The sequence below is a fragment of the Acinetobacter sp. Tr-809 genome (genome assembly GCF_011753255.1).
GTDB lineage: Bacteria > Pseudomonadota > Gammaproteobacteria > Pseudomonadales > Moraxellaceae > Acinetobacter.
Window position 1 is genome coordinate 526,523 of the sequence record NZ_VWVZ01000001.1, and the last position, 21,526, is coordinate 548,048.

A 21,526-nucleotide genomic window follows, 5' to 3' on the forward strand; every position below is an offset into this window, starting at 1 on the left:
ACTCAGCGCCCCTGAAAGTCAGGCTCACGCTTATTCATGAAAGCTTGCACACCTTCACGATAATCTTCTGAGCGACCTGCGATACGTTGTAAATCTCGCTCCAAGAACATCTGTTCATCAAAGCTGTTATTACTGGATTGGTGAATGGCTTTTTTGATCAGTGACAGGCCAAAGGTCGGCTGTTTGGCTAAACGTTCTGCTAGTTCAGTGACTTTTGATTTCAGCTCGGCATCTTCGGCAACATCCCATATCATGCCCCATTCTTTTGCAGTTTCAGCAGGAAGTTTATCTCCCAACAACGCCAAGCCCATTGCACGGGCTTGACCTACCGCACGCGGCAGAAACCATGTCCCACCTGAGTCAGGAACCAGACCTAAACGACAAAATGCTTGTACAAAGTTGGCAGATTTCGCTGCTACAACTAAATCACAAGCCAAAGCGATATTTGCACCAGCGCCTGCAGCTACTCCGTTCACCGCACAAATCACGGGCTTCGGCATATTCACAATGGTTCTAATCAACGGGTTATAGTAAGTTTCAATCGAATAACCCAAATCAGGTGCTGCAGCATTTGGATCAACCACACGATCGCCAAGATCTTGACCTGCACAGAAACCACGGCCTTCGCCACTAATCACGATGCAGCGAACCTCCTGTTTCTTGCTCCAAAGATTCAGAACTTCGGCCACCTCGTGGTGCATCTCCACGTTAAAACTATTCAGTGCTTTTGGTCGATTAAAGGTTAAATAACCAACAGCATTTTTTTCTTCCACGATAATATTGTTATAGTCCATCACTCACCTCTAAACACTGGTTTTCTTTTTTCAAAAAATGCATTAATGCCTTCATTCCGATCTTTAGTTGCCGCCAACCAGACAAAGTTTTGCCGTTCGGATTTCAATCCCTGACTTAATGTAATTTCGTGAATACTTTTAATCGATTGTTTAATTACCCGAATCGCCAAGGGTGCTTGCTTGGCAATTTTGCTTGCCAGTTGCATGGCATATTCCACCGTGAGTGCAGTTGGTACCACTTCGCTACAGATACCATGCTGCTGTGCTTGCTTGGCGGAGATCATTTCCCCTGTCATCGCCCAACGCATAGTCAATTGTTGCCCAACCAACCGCGCCAAACGCTGTGTGCCACCAGCGCCCGGTAACATACCCAAACCAATTTCAGGCAATGCAAATTTTGCATTTTCACCACACAGTACAATATCTGCGTGTAAAACCAGTTCAAATCCCGCGCCCAAGGCATAGCCATTCACAGCTGCAATAATTGGTTTACTGAACGCATCGATCTTCTGCCATAGCTTTGGACGGATATCGAGTTGTAAAGCTACAGTATCCATTTCGGCTAACTCAGCAATATCTGCACCTGCTGCGAAACAATATTGATTGCCTGTTAGAACAATGGCTTTGACTCGGGCATTGTGTTCTGCCTGTTCAAGCAATTCGCATAAATATTGCAAAGTCGCATTATTTAAAGCATTCCGTTTTTCAGCACGATTGAGGGTTAATAGCATCACACCATCAATTGTTATTTCGGTTTTGATCAGCTCTTGCATAGCTACCTCTACTCATCAAAGCTCAAACGGACATTTGAGCTTTTAGGTAAAGTTTGGCAACTCAGCACATAGCCTTTTTCGACTTCGTCATCTTCAAGACTGTAGTTCAAGAACATATCAACATCACCAGAGAGCACCTTACAACGACAGGTCGCACATACACCGCCTTTACATGCATAAGGTAAATCTGCACCTGCACGTAATGCTGCATCTAAAATGCTTTCATCGTCCTGAGACACTGACACGATCAGTTCACGACCATCCAGTACAATATTGATTTGCTCTTCCTTACGATTTGCATCGGCATCGACTACTCGTTTACGGACATGACCGGTATTAAAACGTTCAGTATGAATCTTGTCTTTACTTAAACCATAGGTCGGTAACAGGCTTTCGACTGTGTCCATCATTTCATCTGGACCACATGCAAAAACATGGTCAAAATTACTTTCTAACACCTCATGCTCAAATAATTGCTTGAGCTTGTTTTCATCGATACGGCCATTCAGCAGCTCGCTGTCATTGAATTCACGGGAAAAAATATTGATCAACTGAAACCGTTCTTTAAATTGATCTTTCAAATCCATAATTTGCTCAGCAAACATGGTTTGTTTCCATGAACGATTACCGTAGAGCAAGGTAAAATTCGATGTCGATTGTTCAAACAAAACCTGTTTAATAATCGACAAAATTGGAGTAATCCCGCTGCCCGCAGCAATACCTAAATAAGCTTGCCCACCTGTTCTGGCAGCCTTCTGAAAAAACACGCCTTGTGGTGGCATCACATCAAGAACATCGCCAACTTTTAAAAAATCATTGGCCCAATTTGAGAATTGACCTTGATCCATCTTTTTCACCGCGATACTGATATCTTCTTTCGGTGCATAACTACAGATTGAGTAGCAACGACGAATCTCACCAGCCTCAGTTAAATGACGAATCGTTAAATGCTGACCTGGCTGAAATTTAAATTGTTGTTGTTGCTCAGATACAAGATCAAAGGAAATACAAATGGCCTGATCTGTCTGAGGCGTAATACTTTTTACTTTTAAGGGAATAAATTGGCTCATGGCTGATTTCCTTATCTAAAACTTTAAATACATTTAAAATAATCAAAGGGCTCAAGACAGTCCTGACATTTGTACAAGGCCTTACACGCGGTCGAACTAAACTCCGTGAGCAGCTTGGTATTTAGACTTTTACACCGCGGACACACCACACCATCTTTTAAATGAACGTGTGTCCCACACTGATGAGCTAAACCCTCTGGTGGCGCGATACCATAGTCTTGTAACTTCTTCTTGCCTATTTCAGACATCCAGTCGGTTGTCCATGCTTCAGATAAATCAACGATCACCTTCGCAGGGATAAGGTCTTCTGTGGCTAAAGCCTCGACAATCTGCACTTTTAATAAATCCGTTGCAGGACAGCCACTATAGGTTGGTGTTAATCGAACAATAATTTCTTGCTGATCATTCAGTTCCACCCCACGAATCATGCCCAAATCCACTACAGATAAAGCAGGAATCTCAGGATCACTCACCGTTTGCAGAACATCCCAACACTGATCGATACAATGACGAATCATTTGCATGGTTCAACTCCTTGTCTTACCAAGTCATTTCAGGATAAGTGCGTTGAATGGCTTGCATTTCAGCCAGCAAATATCCTAAATGTTCCGTATGTAGACCTTGTTTGGCACCACGGCGATAAGCACCATTTGCAGGAACTGTCAGCTCAAATCGTTTTAATTCTTCAGCAATTGTCTTGTCCCATTGTGCTTTTTCATTAGACAAGTCACTGATTAAACCCTGCTCAACCAGTACATATTCTTCAGCCGTCAATTCAAACAACTCTGCACTAAAACGCCACAAGCTATCTAATGCGACCTGTACACGTTGATGTGCTTCTGCTGTACTTAAGCTCAGACGCTCCATCCAACTGGTTGAAAAGCGAATATGGTATTTCACTTCTTTCAATGATTTCATTGCCAACGCGGCAATCTCTGCTACGCTGCTTTTGCTTAAAGACGTCATTAATAACAAGTGATAATGATCCATTAACCATTGGCGTACGATGGTTTGAGCAAAATCACCGTTTGGCTGTTCGCATAACAATAAATTGAGAAATTCACGTTCTGAACGGAAGTAAGCCAACTGATCTTCATCTCGCTGTGCTGCTTCATATTGCCCAGCTAAAGTTAAAAAGTTTCTGGATTGTCCAAGCAGATCCAGACCAATATTCGCCAAGGCAATATCAATCTCTAGCTCTGGCGCATGACCACACCATTCTGCTAAACGTTGCGCCAACACCAACTGGCTATCGCCAATATGTAATAAGAACTTAGATAAAATAGGATTATTCATTTCCATACTCCCTTACATATGCTCGATGCCATCAGGAATATGATAGAACGTAGGATGACGATAAACTTTGTCTAGCGCTGGTTCGAAAAATTCAGCTTTTTCATCTGGCTGTGATGACTTAATCAATTCAGAACGAACCACCCAAATACTGATTCCCTCATTACGACGGGTGTACACATCGCGTGCATGTTGCAATGCAATTTCATCATCAGATGCTCTTAAACTACCGACATGACGGTGACTGAGACCTTGTTTGCTACGGATAAATACTTCGTAAAGCGACCAGTTATTTTTATCTTCCATTTTGATGTCCTCAATTTTGTCCATAAATTTTACTTAGGCGACTTGTGTTAGGGCTTGCTGCTTTTTAGCGTAGATAACAGCTGCATCTCGAACCCATTTACCGTTTTCCCAAGCTTTGCGTCGTGCTTCTATACGCTCGTGGTTACATGGACCTCGACCAGCAATCACTTCATTGAATTCGTGCCAGTTGATTTCACCGTGAATATAACGTCCCGCTTCTTCATCCCACTTCAAATCAGGATCTGGAACTTCTAAACCAAGCTGCAAAATTTGAGGAACCGTGTTGTCGACAAACTTTTGACGTAAATCATCGTTACTGAATCGCTTAACTTTCCAAGCCATACTTTGCGCACTGTTTGGAGAATGTTCATCACTCGGCCCAAACATCATCAGTGCTGGCCACCAAAAACGATTTACAGCGTCTTGTGCCATTTGTTTTTGTTCAGGTGTTCCAGCAGCCAGTACCATCATGGCTTCAAAACCTTGACGTTGATGAAAGCTTTCTTCTTTACAGATACGTACCATGGCACGTGCATATGGGCCATAAGAGGTACGGCACAACGCCACCTGATTCACAATCGCTGCACCATCGACCAACCAGCCAATCGCAGCAACATCGGCCCACGTCACCGTCGGATAATTGAAAATTGATGAATATTTCATTTTTCCATCAATCAGTTTTTCCATCATCTGATCACGGTCAGCACCTAATGTCTCTGCAGCACTGTAAAGGTAAAGTCCATGCCCTGCTTCATCTTGAACTTTTGCGAGTAGAACCGCTTTACGCTTTAAAGTCGGTGCACGCGTAATCCAATTTCCCTCAGGTAACATGCCAACAATTTCAGAATGACCGTGTTGCCCAATTTGGCGAATCAACGTTTTACGATAAGCATCTGGCATTTCATCTTTTGCTTCTATCGTGATGTCATTGGCAATATTGTGTTCAAATTTCTGATACTTATTTTCCATGTGTCAATTTCCGTTAGGTCTCAGCCTTAAATCTATTTTTCGATACATTAAAAATAAAGTCAACAACATTTTATGTATCATATAATAACAAGATTGGAATTTAGCATTAAGAAATTGTTTTAATTAAATATATTTAACAAATAAAAATTAAAATGATTTCTTTCTTATAAATTTAAGTTGACATTTTGCTTAATCAGCGTGAAATTATGAATCATATTTTTAGTATTTCAAAAATTGATGTATCAGATAAAAATGGAGTTTACTCATGCTTGATCAAACACTATTAGAAGGAACATCTAAATCAGCAGCAGAACAACAGCCTGTATCAAAAGTGGTTCAGCTTGGATCTTTTGTATATGGAACGTGGCATTCAAGCCATGAAGATGCACGTACTGTTGTTCACGCCATTAGCAATGAGCCGATCTATACTGTCAGCAGTCATGGCATAGACATGCAACAGGTTGTTGAATATGCCAAACAGAATGGTACAGCACTGGCAAACTGGACCTTCCATCAACGTGCCAATGCTTTAAAGCAAATTGCACAGCATTTACTTGAGCATAAAGAAGATTTTTATCAGCTTGCCTATGCGACAGGCGCAACGCGTAAAGATGCCTGGATTGATATTGAAGGTGGAATTCAGACCTTATTTGCCTACTCAAGTCTGGTACGCAGAGAGCTGAATGATGAAAAAATTATTACGGAAGACAGTTGGATTCAACTCTCAAAAAATGGCACTTTTGGTGCCAAACATATTTTAAGCCCGAAAGCGGGTGTGGCAGTTCATATCAATGCATTTAACTTCCCCATTTGGGGGATGTTAGAAAAAATTGCCCCGACGCTATTGGCTGGAGTGCCGTGTATTGTTAAACCTGCAACTGACGGTGCTCAACTCACCCAAGCAGTTGTTAAAGCGATTGAAAATACGCAACTTCTACCGAAAGGATCACTACAATTAATCTGCGGACAAATTGATGATCTTTTTGATTATCTTGGCCCGCAAGATTGTGTAACCTTCACAGGGTCAGCTTATACAGGCCAAAAGCTACGCAACCACCCACACCTCAACAAATATTCAATTCCTTTTAGTATGGAAGCTGATTCTGTCAATAGTGCCATCCTAAGCCCTGAAGCGGATGAAACCACGGTTGATCTGTTTGTACGTGAAGTTTTCCGAGAAATGACCACCAAAGCAGGACAAAAATGTACTGCCATCCGCCGAGCTTTTGTGCCACAAGCACAACTTGAGCAAGTACAGCAAAAGCTGATTGCCAAACTAGAAAAAGTGATTGTAGGCGATCCACAGAAACAAGACACCACCATGGGAGCACTAGCCAGCCCTAAACAAAAGCTGGATGTTGCAAACAAAGTTACAGAACTAGCTAAAGATGCAAAAATTGTTTTTGGTGGTACAACAAATCTTAAATTTAATACAGATACCCCTGAAAAAGGCGCATTCTTCCCACCAACACTTCTTCTCTGTGAACAACCCTTGCAAGCCACGCATGTACACATCACCGAAGCCTTTGGTCCAGTGTGTACGCTTATGCCATATCAATCCATTGATGAACTTGCCGATCTAGTGGCACGTGGTGAAGGTAGTCTGGTTGCCTCCGTAGTTAAAAATACTCATGAAAACATTGAGCAGATTATTCAGAAAATAGCACCTTGGCATGGTCGAGTTCATATTCTGGATGAAGAGTCTGCTAAAGAAAGTACAGGTCATGGCTCGCCACTGCCTCATTTGGTGCACGGCGGTCCTGGTCGTGCTGGTGGTGGTGAAGAGCTTGGTGGAATTAGAGCGGTAAAACACTATATGCAACGGACTGCGATCCAAGGTTCACCAAATAGTTTGACTCAAATTACCCACTCATGGACAGCAGGCTCTGACATCCAGCAAGACCGCGTACATCCTTTTAAAAAGGATTTTGATGAATTGGTCATTGGTGAGCGTTTACTGACAGCGCGTCGTACAGTTACCGAAGCAGATATTGTCAATTTTGCCTGCTTAAGTGGTGATTATTTCTATGCACATACTGACAAAATTGCAGCAGCAGATTCATTCTTTGGTGAACGTGTCGCGCATGGCTATTTTATCGTATCAGCGGCAGCAGGATTATTTGTCGATGCCGCACAAGGCCCCGTGATTGCCAACTATGGCATGGACAATTTACGTTTTGTTGAGCCAGTAAAAATTGGTGATTCGATCCGTGTTGAACTGACCTGCAAGCAAAAAACACCAAAACCACAAAAAGACTTATCACAACCTGCACATGGCGTGGTGGTATGGGATATCAAAGTCAAAAACCAGCGTGACGAATTGGTTGCCACCTATGATATTTTAACACTGGTTGCTCGTGCAGCTTAATAGATCAGCGTTGATGGATACGTGATCGTCTCCATCAACCAATCAAAATCTAGTACCTATCAATCAGGAAATCCAATGAGCGCATATATTATTTTGATTCGTAAAGAATTAAAAAATAAAGATGAGATGAAAACCTATACATCCTTAGCACGCAAAGCCAGCCAAGGTTTTTCAGCTGAGCCGATTGTGTTTTATGGTCAGTCGATTGCTTTGGAAAATATTGAAAGCGACGGCGTTGCCATCATTAAATTTAGCAGCATGCAGGAAGCTCAAAATTGGTATCACAGTGATGCCTACCAAGAAGCAAAAAAACACCGAGATTTGGCAGGTGAATATATGGTGATTTTGACGGAAGGTTTAGATTAATCGTGTTGGTAAATAAATAACAGATTCAGAAGACTGAATGACAAAGCGATTCTAACGAAGCTAAGCCTCTGTCATTTTGGTCAATTTTTTTTTATTCTATTTTTTATAGTTTTTTTTAAAATATTAAAAAACAGATAGATAAAACAATAAAATTACTAAAACCACCCTTTATCTTTATCAATTATCGACGTCAAAGAAGACATAGTTTTTTTCATTGGAGCATGTCAGCATAATTTTACAACCATCCTCCAGGATAAAACCATGTCGAATATGATGAATAAAGCGCAAGGATTTGGGCTATCTTTGATCACAAAAATCGCGGGAAGCGAAGTACTTGATCAACTCAAATTAAGAAAATTTGTAGAGAAATCATTATATCAAGGTTCAAAAACGGGCTTTAAGGTACTTACAAAAACACAAAAAGCATTTAAGCCTCAAGCGATAGATAAACAACGCCTCCCAAATCAGGTCAATAAAAATCTGTTTGATCTCAGTCTGACTGAAGAACAGCAAATGACGGTTGACGCGATGTCACAATTTGCGGAAGAAGTTTTATATGCTTTGGCGCATGATGCAGATCATCATGCTCAGTTTCCAGAAGAACTATGGCAGCACCTAGTCGATTTAGGCTTGAATTACTATGCTTTACCAGAAGCTTTAGGTGGTGTTGCGGCTGAACAAAATATTGTTAGTAATATTCTGATTGCTGAAAGTCTGGCCAAGGGAGATTTTAGTTTAACCGCCGGCCTACTCAGCAGCTTCAGTGTCATCAATGCGATTACGCGTTGGGGTTCAACCCAAGTCCAATCTATGTATTTACCTGTGTTTGCAGAAGATCCCGATGTCACTGCAAGCTTTGCCTTTCAAGAAGCTACCCCTGCCTTCAATCCATTCCAGTTAAAAACCACAGCAACCGAAGCTAATGGACAATTCTATATCACAGGTGAAAAAACCTTGGTGCTTCTAGGTGATACTGCGGATGTATTCCTTGTGAGTGCAGAGTTTAATGGTCAGCCTGATATTTTCGTGGTGCAATCCAATGAAAGCATCTCCATTAAAGCCAATCCTGCAATGGGATTAAAAGCTGCAGAAACAGCAACACTACAGTTCAATCAGACTCCTGCCTTACGTTTAGGTGACTCAGACTTCGATTACACTGCATTTGTTGATCTCGGTAATCTGATGTGGTGTGCCATGGCTGTTGGGACCTGTGAAGCAATCAAAGCCTACTGTATCAAATATGCCAATGAACGTACTGCCTTTGGTGAACCGATCTCGCACCGTCAAAGTGTTGCCTTTATGATTGCCGATATGGCGATTGAAATCGATGCCATGCGTATGTTGGTACTCAATGCAGCAAGCTTGGCAGAAGTTGGCAAACCGTTCCACCGTGAAGCGTATTTGGCCCGCTTACTCTGTGCAGAAAAATCAATGAAAATCGGTACAGATGGTGTACAGATCTTAGGTGGTCATGGCTTTACCAAAGAACATCCTGTTGAGCGCTGGTACCGTGATCTACGTGCAACTGCCGTTTTACACTCAGGCTTACATGCTTAATTGACGATCCTAGGAGAATACAATGAACTTACAAAGTCCTAAAAAATTCAAAATGATGGTCGATCAAGCACATGAAGTTGCATTGAATGTGCTCCGCCCAATCTCACGCAAATATGATAAAGCTGAACACGCCTACCCTAAAGAACTCGACATGCTTGCATCATTAATTGATGGTATGAATGAAGGTGGTGAAGGTATTAATGCTGGTGCAGCAGTGGGCAAACGAGGCGAAACGGAATCTGGCAATAAGAATGGCAACAATATGTCAACCGCACTGGGTGTGATTGAAATGTGCTATGGCGATACAGGCCTATTATTGAGTATGCCCCGCCAAGGTCTTGGAAATTCTGCTATTGCCGCTGTCGCCAACGATGAGCAGTTAGAACGCTTCAAGGGTACTTGGGCAGCCATGGCAATTACTGAGCCTGGTTGTGGTTCTGACTCTGCGGCAATTCGTACCACTGCGACCAAAGATGGCGACGAATACATCCTCAACGGTGAGAAAATCTTTGTCACTTCAGGTGAGCGTGCAGACTCTGTGGTGGTTTGGGCAACTTTGGATAAAAAACTAGGTCGCGCTGCAATCAAATCTTTTGTTGTGCCAAAAGGCACAGCAGGAATGAAAGTCGAACGACTTGAGCATAAACTGGGGATTAAAGCCTCAGATACGGCCGTGATTAGCTTTATCGACTGTCGCGTTCCTGCTGCTAATTTATTGGGTAATGCTGAAATCGATGTTGCCAAAGGCTTTGCTGGCGTGATGGAAACTTTTGATAATACTCGCCCACTGGTTGCAGCAATGGCGATCGGTTGTGCCAAAGCCTCTTTGGAGCGTATCAAAGAAATCTTTAAAGATCAGCTTGATGCAGACTACAAAACACCATATTTACAGACATCAAACCTTGCTGCACAGATTTACCGCATGGAAGCTGAATGGGAAGCGGCCCGCTTGTTAACAATCAAATCCACGTGGATGGCGGACAATAAAAAGCCAAACTCTAAAGAAGCATCAATTGCTAAGGCAAAAGCGGGTCGAGTATGCAATGAGATCACACTGAAATGTGTCGAACTTGCTGCAAGTGTTGGTTATGCTGAGGATGAGTTATTAGAAAAATGGGCACGTGATTCAAAAATCTTGGATATTTTTGAAGGGACACAGCAAATTCAGCAATTGATTATTGCGCGTCGTGAACTCGGTAAATCATCAAGCGAATTGAAGTAAAAAATTAATTCGAAAAATAAAAAGGACGTTGCAATAACGTCCTTTTTACTACCAAACCAGCACTTATCGCATAGTCACAAATTCTTCCGCAGAAGTTGGATGGATTGCAACAGTATTATCAAAGTCTTTCTTGGTTGCTCCCATTTTTAAAGCAACGGCAAAGCCTTGTAAAATCTCATCCATACCGAAGCCGATGCCGTGAATACCAACAATTTTTTCATTATCGCCTACACAGACCAATTTCATTTTGGTCGGTTGACGATGTTGAGTAATCGCACTGTACATCGCGGTAAATGATGAGTTATACACTTTTACCGCCTCCTGACCATATTGCTCAATGGCTTCCTGCTCAGTAATCCCCACCGTTCCGATTGGAGGATGGCTAAACACCACGGTTGGAATATTGTCATAATCCAAATGCTCTTCTGGTTTATGATTAAATAATCGTTCGGACAATCTGCGCCCAGCAGCCACCGCGACAGGTGTAAGTTCCATTTTTCCAGTAATATCACCTACCGCATAAACGCCCATTTGGGATGTATTCTGAAATTTATCGACTTGAATATAGCCTCGTTCGTCGAGCTGGACATTGGCTTTCTCCAGATTTAAATTCGCAGTATTTGGCTCTCGACCCGTTGCCCAAATCAAACAATCAACCGTGTGGCTTTCACCATTCTCCAAATGCAGTACAACACTACCATCAGCATTTTTTGTAACTTTTTGAGGCACAGCTTGCGTATGCACAGCAATCCCATCTGTCTGCATCACTTCAACTAAGGTTTCACTTAAAAAAGAATCAAAACGCCTTACAGGTAAATCCTTACGAATAAATAATCCAACCTGAGAACCTAAAGCATTCAACACACCCGCTAACTCAACCGCAATATAACCTGAACCAATCACTGCGGTAGTTTTTGGTAAAGCACTTAATTCAAAGAAGCCATTCGAATCTATTCCATATTCCACCCCATCTATCTTAGGTAGTGAAGGCTGTGTACCTGTTGCAATCAGGATATGATCTGCTGTGAAGCGATCACCATTAACTTCAATGGTATTTTTATCAATAAAATAAGCTGCCCCCTGAATAAGATCAACTTGATTTTTACTTAGGCTATTTTGATAAGATTGATGAATTCTATCAATATAGGCCTGCCGATTTTTGATTAAAACCTGCCAATCAAATGACTCAACTTTAGTATTAAAACCATAGTCAGGACCATATTTCTGAATCGATTCAGCGACATGGGCGGCATACCACATCACTTTTTTAGGAACACAACCAACATTGACGCAAGTCCCGCCTATTTCAGATTTTTCAATTAAGGCACATTTTTTTCCATACATCGCAGCACGATTCACTGATGCAATGCCACCACTACCACCACCAATCGCAATATAATCATAATGTTTTGTCATCTTTGCCTCATAAACCAATTACAAGATTATTTTTAAGTTATACATAGATATACAGTAAGAATATTCAAAATCTGTACTTGGTTAAGCTTTTTATACAAGAAAATAAAAAGGCACTGACGATTGCTCATCAGTGCCCTGCTTTGGGAAAGCAGTTTAGATTATGCTGTAGTTGCTGTCTCTGTAGAAACTTCAATGAGAGACTGATCAACCACACCAAATTTCTTAAACAGTTTTGCACGACGTTTTGGGAAAATATTGGCTTTATTCAAATCACCTTTGTAGTGATCAAATACACGCTTATCCATCATTTTTGACCATAGAGGTGGAATCAAAGCAGGCAATAACATACTTGCATAACCACTTGGTAATTCAGGTGCTTCATCAAAATGACGTAATGCTTGGAACGGACGTGTCGGATAAGCATGATGATCTGAGTGACGTTGCAATTGATACAAGAATAAGTTGGTCACAATATTATTATTGTTCCAGCTATGTTCTGGCATGGTACGTTCGTACTTACCATTCTTGTCTTTCTGGCGTTTTAAACCGTAGTGCTCGATATAGTTAATAATCTCGAACAAGCTAATGCCATAGAATGCTTGAGTCGCTAAATAAGGAATGACGCCTTTACCAAACAAACCGACCATCGATGCATGAAAAGCAGCACTCATGCCCCAACCTTGCAATAATTCATTTTCAGTTGACCAGAACTCTTTACCTTTACGTTTTAAACGATTGGTTTCAATTTCAATTGCAGATTTAAAAGAACCAACTACTGTCCGCGGCCAGAACTCATAGAATGTTTCACCCATTTGTGAAGATGCAGGATCTTCAGGTGTAGCAGCACGTTTATGGTGGCCATAAGGATGTTCAATTCGGAAATGGTTATAGCCTGTTGGCACAAGCGCTAAATGCGACAGAATATGATCAATACGATCATGTTTATGACTGAGTTCATGTGCTGTATTAATCGCAATTCCGTTGATTGCACCCATTGATATCCCTAAAAAAATCTTATCAATGAACGATGTTTCTTTACGGCTAGTTAAATAACATGCATATACATTAGCTGCATACTGCAAGGGAATAAAGCTTTTCACCAAGCGAGAGTAATAAGGGTCTTTTTCTAACAGTTTAATATCTTCATCTGTTGGATTATTGGCGTCTTTTCCAATAATAGTATCAATCGTCGGAATGACGATATGTAAAACAATTGGTCCGCCTAAAGCAAAGATTTTTTTCAATGGACGTGGTGCAAATTGATAACCTGCTAAAATACCTATCCCGATTGCAGGTAAAGCCGGGCTAATGGCCCATAAATAACGTTTACGATCCAACTGAGTTTTTGACTTTGGAATGCTTACTGGCGTAAGTTCTTGCTCAACATTTACTGGCGCATTCATCATCGAATCCATGTCTTTGTATATATAAGTATATTTTGAGGAATTATCGAATTCATGACAGTTGCAAGCGTCCAAAAAAGCTATGTCAAAGTCTTTGGCATCATCCTCCCTGTTTTTGTCCTATAAACACATATTGAGTTATTAGCGGAGCTCTCTATAATTTAAATGAATACGTCATTAAAAAATCATATGGATGCTTTAAGTAAAATATTTGCTGATATTCATTTAAATCACACTGAATATATCTATTTGAAAACTCAAGGAGAATGGAGTTTTATCTGCCAGGATCAAACCGCTTTAATCGTTCATATTGTTTTGGTGGGTTCTGTTTTTATTCAAATTGACGCGCAGAATAGTTTAACTGCACATGCGGGTGAAATTATAGTAATTCCATCAGGAAAGGCGCATACAGGTGCAGATAATGCCATTACTAAGCTAGTCGATGCCGTTGATATTTCAAAACTGTTCGATGGTCACAAAGAAGATGCCATCGAATTCGGTACTCATTCATCAGAAAAAAATCTCATCCTGACCGTACGCTGCCAGATTGATACAATCATGGCTCGTCCTTTTATTCAGGCTTTACCGTCAATCATCCATCTCCAACATGGCGATACCAATGCACCTGAATGGTTACAAATCGGATTACATTTTCTGGCTCTTGAAACCCAGAATATTCAAGCAGGACGCGATATTATTATCGATCATTTGGTCAATATCTTATTGATCAAATGCATTCGAGACCATATTCAGCAAATTTCTAGCCAACATGGCTGGCTTAGTGCTTTAAACCATCCAGAACTCAGCAACAGTTTGGCCGCAATTCACAATCATCCTGAAGATGCTTGGACGGTTGAGTCTCTTGCTGAACAGTGTTGTATGTCACGCTCAAAATTCGCAAGTTTATTCCACGAAGTAATCGGAGAATCCCCGCTTGCCTATTTACAACAACACCGTATGCGTTTAGCAAGCCAATATTTACGTAAAAGTAATTATTCTGTACAGCAAATTGCCAATAAAGTGGGTTACTCATCAGAAACTGCATTTAGTCAGGCTTTTAAGCGTACTTTTGAGCATTCGCCGAAACAGTATCGACAACAATTTGTGGAACAGGAAAATTAGGCATAAAAAAAAGACACATGAGTGTCTTTTTTTTCAATCTAGCAATTAACGCACAATCCCGCGAGTTGATTGTTCTAAAGAATCAATAAACAATTGCGCTTCTGGCGTTTTCACTAAAATTTCACTACGAATCTGTTCAATTGCCTGCTCGGTAGTAAGACCAGATTTATAGATCAGCTTATAGGCTTCTCTTAGACCCTGAATAGTATCTCTAGACCAGCCCTTACGACGCATGCCTTCAATATTCATACCGTATGCACGCGCTGGATTTCCAGACGCCATCACATAAGCGGGAACATCTTTAAGAATTAAAGCGGCCCCACCGATCATACTGTAAGAATCAATCTTACAGAATTGATGAATGCCTGCATTACCACCGACAATCACATGATCACCAACATGCACATGCCCAGCGACACCCACATTATTGGCAAAAATATTATGGTTCCCAATTACACAGTCATGTGCAATATGTGTATTCACCATTAATAGGTTGTGACTACCAATCTTAGTAACACCATGATCCTGAGCTGTTCCTCGATGTAGAGTACAGTGTTCACGAATCTTATTATCATCACCAATTTCTAACCAAGTTTCTTCACCTTGATATTTTAAATCTTGGCAAATTTCCCCAATACTTGAGAACTGGAAAATATCATTATTTTTGCCAATTCGGGTAAAACCACCAATAACAACATGTGAATGTAATTTTGTACCAGAGTCAATACTTACATTTGGACCTACAATACAATACGGACCAATTTGTACATCAGATGCGATTTCTGCAGACGGGTCAATAATTGCTGTAGGATGTATTAAATTTTGACTACTCATGTCTGCTCAATTTTCTGGTGGGAAATAATAATCTCTGCTGTCGCGGCAACCTTACCATCGACACTAGCGGTACAATTGTACTTGTAAATGCCACGTTTTTGCATCACAAGTTCAGATTTTAAGATAAGCTGGTCACCTGCAACAACTTGTTTTTTAAACCTGATTTTTTCAGCACCCGCAAACAGGAACAATGAACCTGCTTTTGGCTTTTGATTTGTAAGTACAAAACCTAATATACCAGAGACTTGTGCCAAAGCTTCAATAATCAATACGCCCGGCATAATTGGGTAAGTTGGGAAATGCCCTTGCAAAAACTCTTCGTTAATCGAGACGTTTTTATAACCGACAATGCTATTCTCAGTTACTTCAGTAACACGATCAACGAGTAAAAAAGGATAACGATGTGGTAAATATTCACGAATGGTAAGAATATCCATAGGTAATTCAGGCATTGTGAATGCTGGTAATGTAGACTCAGTCATAATAAATTATTTACGTAACTTAAGGGTTGATTCAAGGGACTCTAATTGAGCTTGCATATGATCAAGCCTTTTGGCGATTTGGGTCAATGGCACATCTGCTAATTGTCTTAAGCGCACAATCGTCTTTTTCCAGTGACTATTTTCAAAAAGTCCCATGCCAGAAGAATACGTGCCAGCTTCAGAAATATTTTTTGTGACCATTGACATTGCTGTAAGTGTCACGTTATCTGTGATTTCAAGGTGTCCAACCACGCCTGATGCACCACCCATGATACAGTTTTTGCCAATTTTCGCGCTTCCTGCAATTCCACAATTGGCAGCAATAGCGGTGTTCTCGCCAATCTGAACATTGTGAGCAATTTGCACAAGATTATCAATAATGACACCATCTTCTAAAATTGTGTCATCGAGTGCACCGCGATCAATACTACAATTTGAACCGATACGGACATCATTGCCAATACGAACTGAACCAAGTTGCGCGATACGATGCCACTTGCCTTGATAAGGTGCAAAACCAAAACCTTCAGTACCAATCACCGTATTGGCGTGGATACGAACACGATCTTTTAATTTTGCTGCACCTGTTATGGTGACATGTGCATCAATAAAGCAATCTTTACCGATTTCGACATCATCATCAAGAAATGCATGTGCTTGGATAATCGTGTTGTTGCCCACGACGCAGTTTTCACCGATGACAACATAATGGCCTACATAAGCATCATCAGCAATAATTGCAGAAGGATGGATTCGTGCAGTACTCTCGATACCGCATAGGGTTATCTTTTTTTCAAATAAATGTGTAAGTGTGGCAAATGCCAAATAAGGATTATCAACAACGATAAAATTTTGTTTGCTTGCAAGCTGTTGTTTAAGTGATGCTGTCACAATATATACGCCAGCCCGACTCGCTTCTGCTTGTGCTAAATATTTTTCACCATTTACAAAGCAAATATGCTGTTTTTCTGCGTGTTCTAAGCTAGCCAAATAAGAAATTTGGAAATCTTTGTCACCGAAATGCTCACCTTTGACAAAGTGAGCAATTTCTTCTAAACGATAAGTACGTCTATTCATTGATTATTTAATTGCGTTAACCTTTTGAATCATTTTATCAGTTAAATCATATTGAGCGTCAGAGGCAATCGTAGAATTTTTATTCAAAATAAAGTCTAAGTTACTTTCTTTACGCAATTGTTCAGCAGCTTGCTTCACACGTGACTCAAAAGTTGTATTCATCGCCTGTAAACTTGACTGAACTTTAGTTTGTAAACCTTGTTGAGTTGAGTTGAATTCACTTAACTTTGACTGATATTGAGCAGTCAGTTTTTGAATATCAGCCTGATTCATTTTTTGACCATCAGTCTGTGCTTTCTGTTGTAAAGATTCTAACTCTTTACCCAATTGCTCCAGTCGAGTCGAAGTTGGTTTAACAGACTGAGTTAGGCTCGCATTTTGTTGTTTTAGATAAGTGCTACTTTCAACAACTTTCGCTAAATCAACTACGCCAAGTCCTGCAGCATTTACAGATGCAGAAACCGTGAATCCCAAACCTAACACGAGCATTGTTAATGTTTTCATTATGACTTCCTTTATATATTTTACAGCACTAAACAAGGTCGTACTTAGAAAGTACGACCGATTTCGAATTGGATAGATTTAGTATCATCGCCTTTTTTATCATTCAGCGGGAATGCATAACTGAGTGATAATGGACCAATCATGGTAATCCATGTGAAGCCGACACCAACACTATAGCGCATATTACCAAAATCTAACTTATTGTTATCTTTACAATATTGCTTAATATCAACTTCCTTACCATCAATTGTGACATTACCTTTTGGTACATCACACTGAGTATCAAACACTTGAGCACCCTCAGCAAACAGCACTGGACGTACTTGACGAGTCCAATCACCCTTAAATGGTAAAGGAAGTGCTAATTCTGTACCGAATTGAACGAGTGCATTACCGCCCACTTCTTCTGGATCAAGGTCATTTTGTTTAGTTTCTTGGAAAATTACACTTGGATATTTTGGACCTAAAGAACTGTTGTCATAACCACGGACTGAACCATAACCACCCGCATAGAAGTTCTTATAGAATGGTAAATCATTACCATAACCCAACTTACCATAACCACGAAGTACAAAGCCGCCCCAGAGTGACTTGAATGCTTGCGCATCATAAGTCATTTTTTGATAATCAACATCACTACCTGGTAAGCCGATTTCAAGCCCAACACGATGTGACATACCAGATGTCGGGAAAATTGGACGGTTTAATGTGTTATATGACCAACCCAAGTTCAAGTTATAGGTCAAGAAAGTGCCTTCGAATGCACTGCCATATGGTCGGAATCCACCATCACAAGTTCCAGGTACTTCAATCGTTTTAGTAGGATCTTTAGGATCTGGCTGAGTTTCTGGCTTGCCTGATGGACACCAAGTTGATTCTGCTGTCTGCTTACCACCATTCGCCAATAAATAGTCACGGATATAAGTCGAAACACTTGGACCCGTTCTTACTTTAGTTTGATCAATACCTAAAGAGGCACTTAAGCTTTGGTTTTCATCAATTGGATAACCAAAACTTACACTACCACCAATACTATCGGTGACGTAGTTGTTAACGTTATAGTCTTCATTGAGCTTAGTTTTACGGTAATAAACATTATAACCACGACTAACACCATCAATGGTGAAGTACGGGTCAGTAACACTTAAGTTATAGTAATCTTGCGTTTCAGAACGTGACAAGTCGATCGCAACACGATTACCCGTACCCATAAAGTTGGTTTGGCTTAAACCTGCTTGGAAGGTTACACCACCATTTTGCGAGTAACCTACTGCAAGTGTGGTCGTACCCGAATGTTGTTCTTCAACATTGACATTTAAATCAACTTCATCAGGTGAGTTTGGAACACGAACAGGTTTCACATCAACCGTTTTAAAGAAGCCCGTACGCTCTAAACGAACTTTCGATAAGTCAATTTTCTCGTTGCTTGCCAATGCGCCTTCCATTTGACGCATTTCACGACGTAACACTTCATCCGCAGTTTTACTGTTACCTGTGAAGTTAATACGACGCACTGTTACTTGTTGACCAGGATTGATGTAATAATTTAAACCAACAATACCTGTTTGATTATTAATATCTGGTACCACATTCACTTCGGCATAGTAATAACCAGCATTACCATATTTGCGTAGTAATAATTGCTTAACCGCATTTACTTTTTCTTGAGAATAGGTTTCGCCATCTTTATACAGTTTAAGCGCTTGTAACTCTTCAGGTTTATACAGTGCATCACCCAAGAATTTCGTTTCGCCAAACTTAAATTGACTACCTTCATCTACAGACACTTCAATAAAGATATGCTTCTTATCTTCACTGATATTCAGTTGAGAGTTGATGATATTAAAGTTGATATAGCCTTTGTTTAAATAGAGGGCACGTAAAGCTTCTAAACTTGCAGCCATCTTTTCACGTGCATAGCGGTCATTACGGGTCACAATAGAGGCCCAACCACTTTCCTTCACTGCAAAGGCTTGTTTGATATCACTGTCACTGAAAACAGTATTACCAATAATATTGATATCAAATACTTTAGCCGCTGTACCTTCATTGAAGTTCAGCTTTAACTCAACACGGTTATTTGGACGTGCAACAGTTTCAACCGTCACATCAGCGTCATAACGACCTTGCTGTGTATATTGTTGTTCTAGCTCAGTTTCAATAGTCTGTAGCGCAGACTTCTTAAACACTTCACCTTCAGCAATACCCATCTTTTTTAAACCTTGTTCTAAGGCTTCTTTCGGAATGAGTTTATTACCTTTAAATTCCAATTTTGAAATCACTGGACGTTCAACAACTCTAAACACCAGGACATCTTTTTCTTTATAGGTTTTAATATCGTCAAATAAACCTGAGGCATATAAAGTACGGATCGCCTCAGCAATCATAGGATCACTGACTCTATCGCCACTATTTATTGGTAACATAGAATAGATACTTGCAGGTGTTAAACGCACTAAGCCATCAATTCGTATATCTCGTGCAAGAAACTCATCTGCTGCGTATGCTTGTTGTACCACTGCCATCGCACTAACCAGTGCCAAAGGCATTAATAAATGTGTGTGACGCATGCCCATATATTTTCCAGTAAGTTAAATTCCGTTTGCGTTGTTATAAACGCATGAAGTCGTTAAATAAAGCCAAAAGCATCATGCTACCGAGCAGTACCATACCAACTTTTAGACCAAACATCTGTATTTGTTCAGAAACAGGTTTACCACGAATTGCTTCGATAAAGTAATAAACTAAATGACCACCATCCAACATAGGAATCGGCAATAAATTTAGAATCCCCAAACTTACACTCATCAAAGCCATGAATGAAATAAAGGTTTGCCACCCCATTTCCGCACTTTGACCAGCAACTTTGGCAATTGTGATTGGGCCAGATAAATTATCCAGACCTATCAGTCCACGCACCATTTTAATGATGGAGTTGAAAATCATACCCGAAAGCTGTGTGGTCTTTTCAAATGCAACAACAAGTGCTTCAACTGGTGAATATTGAATGGTTTGCTTGTAATCATTCGGAATCGTGATTTTACCTGCATCACTTTTCACACCAAGCATACCTGTGGTATTGCCCATATTATCGCGCTGCCCTTGAGGCATCACTTGTAAATGCACAATTTGGCCTTGACGTAACACATCAATATTCAAGAGCTTTTCGGGTGACTTTTGAACAACATCCACTACATCAAACCAATCTTTCATTGCAACATTATCAATTGCAACAATTTGATCGCCCACCTTCATGCCTTGACGCACTGCCGCGCCATCCGCACTTAGCTCTTTCACAATTGCAGGAATAACGGGACGATATGGTAGGAAACCAAGTACATCTAATGGAGATTGGCTTTGATCTTTTAAAAATTCTTTGATTGGTAAGCTAAATTGTTTTTCAGTCCCAGCACGATCAACAATGATTGAAACCTGTCCAGTCTCACCCACTCGATTGACCAAAGCATAATTCAACTTTTCCCATGTTGATGTTGTTTGACCATCAACCATCAATACTTTATCGCCAACATGCAAATCGACTTGTGCTGCTGGCGTATTCGGCATCACTTTACCAATACGGGTATTCAGTTGCTCTTGTGCGGGTAAGAATAAAATCCAAAACAGAAATACAGCAAAAATTAGATTAATCAATGGGCCTGCAGCAACAATCGCAATCCGTTTCCATGGAGATTGACGGTTAAATGCATAAGGTAAATCTTGCTCAGCAACATTCCCTTCGCGCTCATCCAACATTTTGACATAACCACCAAGCGGTAATGCAGAAAGTTGATACTGAATGCCTGATTTTTTAGATTTCCATTTCAGCAAAGTTGGTCCAAAACCAATGGAATAGACTAAAACCTTAACACCTAATTTGCGAGCAACCCAATAATGACCAAATTCATGGATTGCAATCAGAGGGCCAAGCAATAAAATCGCTGCAACAATCATAAACAGTGCATTCATACGA

The 21,526-nt window shown here is 40.6% G+C and carries 20 protein-coding genes; 5 read left to right on the plus strand and 15 right to left on the minus strand.

Annotated features, from left to right (window positions below):
* Positions 1–2: 2 nt before the first annotated feature.
* Genes paaG through paaA form a run of 7 tightly spaced genes read right to left on the minus strand, consistent with a single transcriptional unit; the run spans position 3 to position 5,205 of the window.
* On the minus strand, positions 3–794 hold the full coding sequence (gene paaG / locus F3J02_RS02690; protein ID WP_167247409.1) for a 2-(1,2-epoxy-1,2-dihydrophenyl)acetyl-CoA isomerase PaaG: 792 nt from the start codon (positions 792–794) through the stop codon (positions 3–5).
* Complete coding sequence (locus F3J02_RS02695; RefSeq protein WP_167247410.1) at positions 794–1,567, minus strand: enoyl-CoA hydratase-related protein; 774 nt, start codon at positions 1,565–1,567, stop codon at positions 794–796. The genes paaG and F3J02_RS02695 overlap by 1 nt, the downstream gene beginning before the upstream one ends.
* An 8-nt stretch (positions 1,568–1,575) precedes the next feature.
* Positions 1,576–2,637, minus strand: coding sequence for a 2Fe-2S iron-sulfur cluster-binding protein (locus tag F3J02_RS02700; RefSeq protein ID WP_167247412.1), 1,062 nt, complete (start codon positions 2,635–2,637; stop codon positions 1,576–1,578).
* Between the two features lie 23 nt (positions 2,638–2,660).
* Positions 2,661–3,161, minus strand: a complete 501-nt coding sequence (gene paaD / locus F3J02_RS02705; RefSeq protein WP_167247414.1) for a 1,2-phenylacetyl-CoA epoxidase subunit PaaD — start codon at positions 3,159–3,161, stop codon at positions 2,661–2,663.
* 16 nt (positions 3,162–3,177) lie between these two features.
* Positions 3,178–3,933, minus strand: coding sequence for a 1,2-phenylacetyl-CoA epoxidase subunit PaaC (gene paaC, locus F3J02_RS02710; protein WP_167247416.1), 756 nt, complete (start codon positions 3,931–3,933; stop codon positions 3,178–3,180).
* A gap of 12 nt (positions 3,934–3,945) precedes the next feature.
* The gene (gene paaB, locus F3J02_RS02715; RefSeq protein WP_005188892.1) at positions 3,946–4,236 is read right to left on the minus strand and encodes a 1,2-phenylacetyl-CoA epoxidase subunit PaaB; all 291 of its coding nucleotides are present in this window, start codon (positions 4,234–4,236) and stop codon (positions 3,946–3,948) included.
* A gap of 33 nt (positions 4,237–4,269) precedes the next feature.
* Positions 4,270–5,205, minus strand: a complete 936-nt coding sequence (gene paaA / locus F3J02_RS02720; RefSeq protein ID WP_167247419.1) for a 1,2-phenylacetyl-CoA epoxidase subunit PaaA — start codon at positions 5,203–5,205, stop codon at positions 4,270–4,272.
* 265 nt (positions 5,206–5,470) lie between these two features.
* On the opposite strand from paaA, the gene paaZ reads away from it, so the two are divergent.
* From paaZ to F3J02_RS02740, 4 genes are all read left to right on the plus strand, one after another.
* Positions 5,471–7,573, plus strand: a complete 2,103-nt coding sequence (gene paaZ / locus F3J02_RS02725) for a phenylacetic acid degradation bifunctional protein PaaZ (RefSeq protein ID WP_167247421.1) — start codon at positions 5,471–5,473, stop codon at positions 7,571–7,573.
* Between the two features lie 75 nt (positions 7,574–7,648).
* Positions 7,649–7,939 (plus strand): DUF1330 domain-containing protein, encoded by a 291-nt coding sequence (locus F3J02_RS02730; RefSeq protein WP_167247423.1) that lies wholly within the window; start codon positions 7,649–7,651, stop codon positions 7,937–7,939.
* Positions 7,940–8,209: 270 nt separating this feature from the next.
* Positions 8,210–9,496 carry an acyl-CoA dehydrogenase family protein gene (locus F3J02_RS02735; RefSeq protein WP_171526019.1) on the plus strand — a complete coding sequence of 429 codons (1,287 nt, stop codon included), beginning with the start codon at positions 8,210–8,212 and terminating at the stop codon, positions 9,494–9,496.
* Positions 9,497–9,518: 22 nt separating this feature from the next.
* Positions 9,519–10,718: an acyl-CoA dehydrogenase family protein gene (locus F3J02_RS02740; protein WP_167247427.1), complete on the plus strand. Its 1,200-nt coding sequence runs from the start codon at positions 9,519–9,521 to the stop codon at positions 10,716–10,718.
* Between the two features lie 63 nt (positions 10,719–10,781).
* On the opposite strand, the gene gorA is transcribed toward F3J02_RS02740, so the two are convergent.
* Together gorA and F3J02_RS02750 are read right to left on the minus strand one after the other, a co-directional pair.
* Entirely contained in the window at positions 10,782–12,134 is a 1,353-nt protein-coding gene (gene gorA / locus F3J02_RS02745) for a glutathione-disulfide reductase (protein ID WP_167247441.1), read from the minus strand.
* A 158-nt stretch (positions 12,135–12,292) separates the two neighbouring features.
* Entirely contained in the window at positions 12,293–13,537 is a 1,245-nt protein-coding gene (locus F3J02_RS02750) for an alkane 1-monooxygenase (protein ID WP_167247443.1), read from the minus strand.
* 189 nt (positions 13,538–13,726) lie between these two features.
* Here F3J02_RS02750 and F3J02_RS02755 point away from each other — a divergent pair, with 189 nt between their 5' ends.
* Positions 13,727–14,659, plus strand: coding sequence for an AraC family transcriptional regulator (locus tag F3J02_RS02755; protein ID WP_167247855.1), 933 nt, complete (start codon positions 13,727–13,729; stop codon positions 14,657–14,659).
* Between the two features lie 45 nt (positions 14,660–14,704).
* Here F3J02_RS02755 and lpxA read toward each other — a convergent pair whose 3' ends face one another.
* From lpxA to rseP, 6 genes are read right to left on the minus strand one after another with little or no spacing between them, the layout of a single operon-like run.
* Positions 14,705–15,493 carry an acyl-ACP--UDP-N-acetylglucosamine O-acyltransferase gene (gene lpxA / locus F3J02_RS02760; protein WP_167247445.1) on the minus strand — a complete coding sequence of 263 codons (789 nt, stop codon included), beginning with the start codon at positions 15,491–15,493 and terminating at the stop codon, positions 14,705–14,707.
* The gene (gene fabZ, locus F3J02_RS02765) at positions 15,490–15,975 is read right to left on the minus strand and encodes a 3-hydroxyacyl-ACP dehydratase FabZ (protein WP_004807401.1); all 486 of its coding nucleotides are present in this window, start codon (positions 15,973–15,975) and stop codon (positions 15,490–15,492) included. The genes lpxA and fabZ overlap by 4 nt, the downstream gene beginning before the upstream one ends.
* 6 nt (positions 15,976–15,981) lie before the next feature.
* Positions 15,982–17,052, minus strand: a complete 1,071-nt coding sequence (lpxD, locus tag F3J02_RS02770) for a UDP-3-O-(3-hydroxymyristoyl)glucosamine N-acyltransferase (protein ID WP_167247447.1) — start codon at positions 17,050–17,052, stop codon at positions 15,982–15,984.
* Between the two features lie 3 nt (positions 17,053–17,055).
* Entirely contained in the window at positions 17,056–17,556 is a 501-nt protein-coding gene (locus F3J02_RS02775) for an OmpH family outer membrane protein (RefSeq protein ID WP_167247449.1), read from the minus strand.
* A gap of 44 nt (positions 17,557–17,600) precedes the next feature.
* Positions 17,601–20,132, minus strand: coding sequence for an outer membrane protein assembly factor BamA (gene bamA / locus F3J02_RS02780; protein WP_216076261.1), 2,532 nt, complete (start codon positions 20,130–20,132; stop codon positions 17,601–17,603).
* 34 nt (positions 20,133–20,166) lie between these two features.
* Entirely contained in the window at positions 20,167–21,522 is a 1,356-nt protein-coding gene (gene rseP, locus F3J02_RS02785) for an RIP metalloprotease RseP (protein WP_167247451.1), read from the minus strand.
* Between the last annotated feature and the right edge of the window lie 4 nt (positions 21,523–21,526).

Bases quoted from the DNA above. Each gene is read 5' to 3' on its own strand.
- lpxD (WP_167247447.1), bottom strand. From the start codon at position 17,052: ATGAATAGACGTACTTATCGTTTAGAAGAAATTGCTCACTTTGTCAAA.
- paaC (WP_167247416.1), bottom strand. From the start codon at position 3,933: ATGAATAATCCTATTTTATCTAAGTTCTTATTACATATTGGCGATAGC.
- bamA (WP_216076261.1), bottom strand. From the start codon at position 20,132: ATGGGCATGCGTCACACACATTTATTAATGCCTTTGGCACTGGTTAGT.
- paaD (WP_167247414.1), bottom strand. From the start codon at position 3,161: ATGCAAATGATTCGTCATTGTATCGATCAGTGTTGGGATGTTCTGCAA.
- paaA (WP_167247419.1), bottom strand. From the start codon at position 5,205: ATGGAAAATAAGTATCAGAAATTTGAACACAATATTGCCAATGACATC.
- paaB (WP_005188892.1), bottom strand. From the start codon at position 4,236: ATGGAAGATAAAAATAACTGGTCGCTTTACGAAGTATTTATCCGTAGC.
- gorA (WP_167247441.1), bottom strand. From the start codon at position 12,134: ATGACAAAACATTATGATTATATTGCGATTGGTGGTGGTAGTGGTGGC.
- lpxA (WP_167247445.1), bottom strand. From the start codon at position 15,493: ATGAGTAGTCAAAATTTAATACATCCTACAGCAATTATTGACCCGTCT.
- F3J02_RS02740 (WP_167247427.1), top strand. From the start codon at position 9,519: ATGAACTTACAAAGTCCTAAAAAATTCAAAATGATGGTCGATCAAGCA.
- F3J02_RS02700 (WP_167247412.1), bottom strand. From the start codon at position 2,637: ATGAGCCAATTTATTCCCTTAAAAGTAAAAAGTATTACGCCTCAGACA.
- F3J02_RS02735 (WP_171526019.1), top strand. From the start codon at position 8,210: ATGATGAATAAAGCGCAAGGATTTGGGCTATCTTTGATCACAAAAATC.
- paaZ (WP_167247421.1), top strand. From the start codon at position 5,471: ATGCTTGATCAAACACTATTAGAAGGAACATCTAAATCAGCAGCAGAA.
- paaG (WP_167247409.1), bottom strand. From the start codon at position 794: ATGGACTATAACAATATTATCGTGGAAGAAAAAAATGCTGTTGGTTAT.
- F3J02_RS02730 (WP_167247423.1), top strand. From the start codon at position 7,649: ATGAGCGCATATATTATTTTGATTCGTAAAGAATTAAAAAATAAAGAT.
- F3J02_RS02750 (WP_167247443.1), bottom strand. From the start codon at position 13,537: ATGAATGCGCCAGTAAATGTTGAGCAAGAACTTACGCCAGTAAGCATT.
- F3J02_RS02695 (WP_167247410.1), bottom strand. From the start codon at position 1,567: ATGCAAGAGCTGATCAAAACCGAAATAACAATTGATGGTGTGATGCTA.
- fabZ (WP_004807401.1), bottom strand. From the start codon at position 15,975: ATGACTGAGTCTACATTACCAGCATTCACAATGCCTGAATTACCTATG.
- F3J02_RS02755 (WP_167247855.1), top strand. From the start codon at position 13,727: ATGGATGCTTTAAGTAAAATATTTGCTGATATTCATTTAAATCACACT.
- F3J02_RS02775 (WP_167247449.1), bottom strand. From the start codon at position 17,556: ATGAAAACATTAACAATGCTCGTGTTAGGTTTGGGATTCACGGTTTCT.
- rseP (WP_167247451.1), bottom strand. From the start codon at position 21,522: ATGAATGCACTGTTTATGATTGTTGCAGCGATTTTATTGCTTGGCCCT.